This is a genomic window from Streptomyces sp. NRRL S-495 (assembly GCF_000966955.1).
GTDB classification, from domain to species: domain Bacteria; phylum Actinomycetota; class Actinomycetes; order Streptomycetales; family Streptomycetaceae; genus Kitasatospora; species Kitasatospora purpeofusca.
In genome coordinates this window covers 1-5,101 of the sequence record NZ_JZWY01000970.1, presented here as the reverse complement: position 1 = coordinate 5,101, position 5,101 = coordinate 1, and the positions used below count along the sequence as shown (strand labels likewise).

Annotated in this window: 3 protein-coding genes; 2 read left to right on the top strand and 1 reads right to left on the bottom strand. The window is 79.1% G+C overall.

The window, feature by feature from the left end; translation table 11 throughout:
• On the top strand, nucleotides 1-2,714 hold a 2,714-nt coding region (locus VR45_RS37335; RefSeq protein WP_045944387.1), incomplete at its 5' end, for a hypothetical protein.
• 40 nt (nucleotides 2,715-2,754) lie between these two features.
• Here VR45_RS37335 and VR45_RS47570 read toward each other — a convergent pair.
• The gene (locus VR45_RS47570; protein WP_159394502.1) at nucleotides 2,755-3,489 is read right to left on the bottom strand and encodes a hypothetical protein; all 735 of its coding nucleotides are present in this window, start codon (nucleotides 3,487-3,489) and stop codon (nucleotides 2,755-2,757) included.
• A 661-nt stretch (nucleotides 3,490-4,150) separates the two neighbouring features.
• Between VR45_RS47570 and VR45_RS47565 the strand changes: the two genes are divergently transcribed.
• The coding region (locus VR45_RS47565) for an AfsR/SARP family transcriptional regulator (protein ID WP_199926080.1) at nucleotides 4,151-5,101 on the top strand (951 nt) is incomplete at its 3' end.

The following is a 5,101-nucleotide window of genomic DNA, read 5'->3' as shown; positions in this document are numbered from 1 at the left end:
GCACCCGGCCGACCGCCTTCGTCGAACCGCCCGCCGTTCCCGCCCCCGCCGCCGCCCGGGGCCGGGCGAACGCCGTCCGCGTCCTGCGGCTGCCGGCCGGCTTCTGGCTCACCGACCCGTCCGACCCGGCCACCACCCCGCTGCCCGACCTGCGGCTGGCGGCCGCCCCGCCCGGCACCGCCGTCATCGTGATCGGCACCCCGACCCAGCCCGTCCTGCTGCCCGAGGACTTCGCCGAGGCCGTGCTCTCCCTGCCGCTCGGCTCCGACCGTCCCCTGATCAGCGCCCCGTGGGCGGCCCCCGACGAACTCTCCGCGCTCATCGGCGCGCTGACCGCCCGTACCGCCCGGCCGGTGCAGGCCGCGATCGGCCTGCCCGTCCTCGGCCACGGCGGCCCCACCTCGCGGGTGCTGGACCGCGAGGGCCGGATCGGGTGGGAGCCGTTCCTGCTGCGCCTCTCCTCCGCCCCCGGCTGCCCCACGACGCCCGCCGCCTGGCGCAACGGCGGCTCCGACTGGCGGACCGCCGGGCCCGGGGTGTTCCAGGCGTTCCCGTACTGGGCGCTGGAGGCCGTCCCGGCCGGGCTCTGGCTCCGCCCCGAACCGCCGCACGTGCTCACCCCGCGCTTCCGCCGGCCCGAGCCGAGCCGCCCGCTGCTGATCGTCGGGGAACGGGACCGCCCGGTGCCCGCCGACGCCTTCGAGGAGCTGGGAGCCCTCCTGGGCCGGCTGCCGGCGGTCGGCGCCGAGGGGTTCGGGCTGCTCGTCCACGGGCTGCTGGAGCCCGCCGCCGAAACCGTCGGGCGGTTCGTCGCCCGGACGTACGAGCTGGAGTGGCTCGGCGCCGAGCAGCCGGCCGGCGGGCCGCCCGCCGTGGCGCCGGTGTCGTACGGCATCGGCGGCACGGACGCGGCCCGGCGCGGGGCGCCGGTGACCGCGCCGGTATCCGCGCCCGCCGCCGTCGGCGGACCGGGGCAGCACGCGCCCGCCGCGCTGGGACCTGGCGCTTCCGCCTCCTCCGCGCACCGGGTTCCGACCGTCCCCGGGCCGGCCGCCCCCGGCGGGTCGCGGACCGCCTCGCGCGGCGAACTGCCGACCGGTCACCGGGTGCCGCCCGTGCCGGACACCGGGGGCGCGGCCGGGGCCGGCAGCGAGGCCGGTGCCGGCGCCGGGAGCCGGTTCGAGTCGCAGGCCGAAGCCCCGCTCCGGCACCGGATGCCGCCCGTTCCCGAACCCGGGGCCACGGACGGGGCCGAAGCGCCGCTGCCGCCCCGGACGCCCGCCGTCGGCGACCCCTCCCCGGAGCCCGGGGAGGAGAGCCCGTACGCGTCCCAGGCCGATCCCCGGGCCCGGCACCAGGTACCCACGGATCCCGGGACCCTGCCCGGCCAGGAGCCCGGGCCCGAGGCCGAAGCGGTTCCGGTCTCCCTGCCCACGCCCGTCCGGGCCACCGGTGCGCCCGCCACCGGCAGCCTCGCCGGGGCCGGAGCGCCGACCCGGCGGGTCCCCCTGGCGAGCGCCGACCCGGCCACCGACCCCGCCACCGGCGCGGGCGCACCGCCCTCGGCCGGAACCGCCACCGCCGGGTCCGGGTCCGGCCTCGGCGGCCGGACCGGCGGGGCGGGCGAGCCGGACGGCCCGCCGGTCCGGACCCCCGAGGTCCCCCCGCTCGCGCCGACCTCGCCGTCCGCACCGTCCGCGCCGTTCGCGCCGTTCGCCGGACCGGAGCCCGAGCCGCCGTCCGAGCCCGTCGCCCCGGAGGAACCGACGGAGGAACCGACGGAGGAGCAGGCGCCCGAGCCGACGCCAGAGCCACCAGTGACGGCCCCCGAGGCACCGGCGGCCGTACCGGAACCGGCCCCGGCCCGGTACTTCGGCCTCGACGACAGCCCGGCCCCGGTCACCGCGAGCAGCGCCGCCGAGCGCGACACCGTCCGGGCCCAGCTCGGCGACCACTACCACCGCTGCACCGGCCGGGTCGAACTGCTCGCCACCCGGCTCCCCGGTCTGCGCTCCACCTCGCAGGACGACTTCAAGCCCGACCTGGCCGCCGTCCTGCTCCACCACACCGACGCCGGCGTGCCCGCGACCCGTGCCGCCCTGATCGCGGCCGCGCGGTCCGGGGACCCGGAGCTGCGGCCGTTCCTGCGCTGCCTCGGCTCCGGTCTGCGCCGGCTGCCGAGCCATCACGGCGCGGTGCTGCTCGGCGCCGGGGCCGGTCTCGACCCGGAGTCCGTGCTGGCGCACTACCCGACCGGCCGACAGTTCCGGGAACCGGCACCGCTTGCCGGGCTGACCGCGCCGGGGGCCGAACTCCCGGGCTCGTCCGTGGAGTTCCTCGTCTGGTCGGCCACCGGTCGGCGCACCTCCGTCTTCGACCCGACCGACGGCCCGGCCCAGGCGGCCTTCCCGCCGGGCACGGCGTTCACCGTGGTCGGCCAGGTGCCCGCCGACGGCGACCGCCCGGCCTGCGTCCTGCTGCGCGAATCCGGCGGCGATCCGTCCGAGCGCAACCGCAACTCGCTGACCCGGCTGCGCGCGTGGCTGGAGCGACGGGCGGCGATGCCCCCGGCCGAACGCCCCCGGGCCGAGTCCCCCGAACGCTTCCACCTCACCCCGGGCGTCCACCTCGACACCCCCGAACCGCCGGACACCACCCCCGACAGCCCCGAGGACCCCGAGGACCCCGAGGACCCCGGCGCCCCGACCGGCTGACCCCCGGCCGGGGCGCCGGGGCCCCGGCCGGGGAACGTCCCTAGCGGCCGCTGCCCCAGGCTTCGGTACCCGCCACCGGCGCCGCCCGCTCGGCCTCCACCGCCCGCGCCGGCACCGCCCGGGCCGTCGGCGCGGGCCACACCGCCGGGGCCACCCGGCCCGTCGGCAGTCGGCCCGCCTCCACCGGGACGGCGTTCAGCAGGGCCCGCTGCCCGGCCTCCCCGGCCCGGACCCCCGGCACCGTCCGCGCGGCCGCCGCCCCTGACACCGCAGGCACCCCGGGCATCGCGGGCACACCGGGCATCGCAGGCACGCCGGGCATCGCGGGCACGCCCGGCACCGCCCCGCCGACCGTGCCCAGGCCCGCACCGGAGCTGGTCCGCAGCCCCCCGCGGACGGCCGGGCCCACCGCCTCGGCGGCGGCCGGGGCCGCGCCCGGACGCTCGGCCACCGTCGCGGACAGCCGCAGGACGAAGTTCCGCTCGGTCGGGTCTCCGTTCGGCCAGTCGCAGTCCTTGCTGCGCACGATCCGGCTGCGCAGGCCGCCGGAGGTCTGCCACGGGTACGGCAGCACCCGGACATTGGGCCGCCAACCCACGCCGGGCACGCAGTGCTGCAGTTCCAGCTCCCACTCCTCGGCCTGCACGTCCAGGGAGGCCCCGGCCCTCCCCTCCAGCACGAAGGTGCCGTACGGGGTGCGCACCACCGCGCGCTGCTCGTAGTAGGCGTCCTTGTCGAGGACGGTGATCCGCAGCGGCCCGTTCATTCGCAGCATGGTGGCCCTTCCCGGCGGTCGAAATCTCGGAACCGCGACGGCCCCGCACTCTGATCGACGGGGCGTCCGGAGGCCCGGGTTCACCTCCCGCCGACAGGTGAACCCCAAGTGGACGCCCGTCCGTTGAACACGGGAGACAGGTCCTCCGGCTGTCCGCCCCGGGGCCCCGAGGCTGGTCCGGGGACCCCCTTCGGCGGTTCCCCTTCGGGCAGCCCGGCGGGCCCGATCGCGCACACCTCCCGAACCGCCGGGCACGCGCTCCGCCCGGACGGTCCGCGCCAGTGGGACCCCGCTCCCGGGCCGCCGCCCCCGGCCGTCGCCCATCGGCCCGCCCGCAGCGCCGCCCGCACCCGCCGCCGCGGCGCCCGACCCGCCCGACGGCCCGTTCGTCAGCACGCGGACGACAGTGCCTCACCGGCGGCGCGACGGCGGACCCCGGAAGCGCGCCGGGCGGACGCACCGTCCGCTTCCGAGCGGGGAACGCCCCCGCGCGCCCCCGCGAGGACCACGAACCGGCTGGCGTCAACCCCCCGGTCGGACAGATACCCACCATTCCCGAAATCGCACACCGAACGTCACAAGACGAACCTTCAGCGTGGCTAGACTGCGCCCCGCACAGGGATGGAAACCCTCGTCCACCCGCTCTCACCAGGGAGGATCCGTGTTCGTTCGGCTGCTGGGTCCGGTGGAACTGCGGACCGCCGACGGCCGGTCCGTCGAGCCCGCCGCCGCCAAGCGGCGCGCCACGCTGGCCCTGCTGGCGCTCGAACTCGGCCGTACCGTCCCGGTCGGACGCTTCTTCGAACTGCTGTGGGGCGACGCGCCGCCGGCCCGGGCCCGGGCCGCGCTGCAGGGCCACATCGCCGCGCTGCGCAAGCTGATCGCCGGCTCGGGCCTCGTCCTCTCCACCCGTCCGCCCGGTTACCGGCTGGACGGCCCGGCGGACGCGGTGGACTCGCTGCTGTTCGAGCGGCTGGTCGCCGAGGCCGCCGCACGGAGCGCGCCGGACGGTGACGAGGTGGCGGCCGGGCTGCTGCGCCGGGCGCTCTCCCTGTGGCAGGGGCCCGCCGCGCTCGCCGACCTGCCCGAGACCGACCTGCGGGACGCGCTCGCCGACCGGCTGCGGAAGGACCGGACCCTCGCGCTGGAGTCCTGGGCCGACCGCCTGCTCCGGCTCGGGCTGGGCGCGGACGCCGTGTCCGAGCTCGACCGCGCCACGGAGGCCGATCCGTGGAACGAGGCGCTGGCCGCGCGGCTGGTGCTCTGTCTGCAGCAGTCCGGGCGCTCGTGGGACGCCCTGAACGCGTATCACCGCACCCGCCGCCGGGAGCCGGAGCGGGAACGACGCCGGGACCGGTCCGCCTCATCGGCCGGCCCCGGCCCGACACCGCACCGGCCACAGCCACGCCGACCGCACCCGCCCCGGTCACCACCGCCCCGGCCGTCCGGCCGCCGACGGCGGTGCCGTACACGAGCTGCAAGTCGACCCCCCGCCCCTCCGACGGCGGACGCGCGGCCGTCACCCGGCCCACGCCCACGTCCACCGCACCCGCCACCCGGCCCGCCGCACCCCCGGCCCCGACTGCCCCCCCCCACCCACCCCCCCCCCCCC

Bases quoted from the DNA above. Each gene is read 5' to 3' on its own strand.
- VR45_RS47570 (WP_159394502.1), bottom strand. From the start codon at position 3,489: ATGCTGCGAATGAACGGGCCGCTGCGGATCACCGTCCTCGACAAGGAC.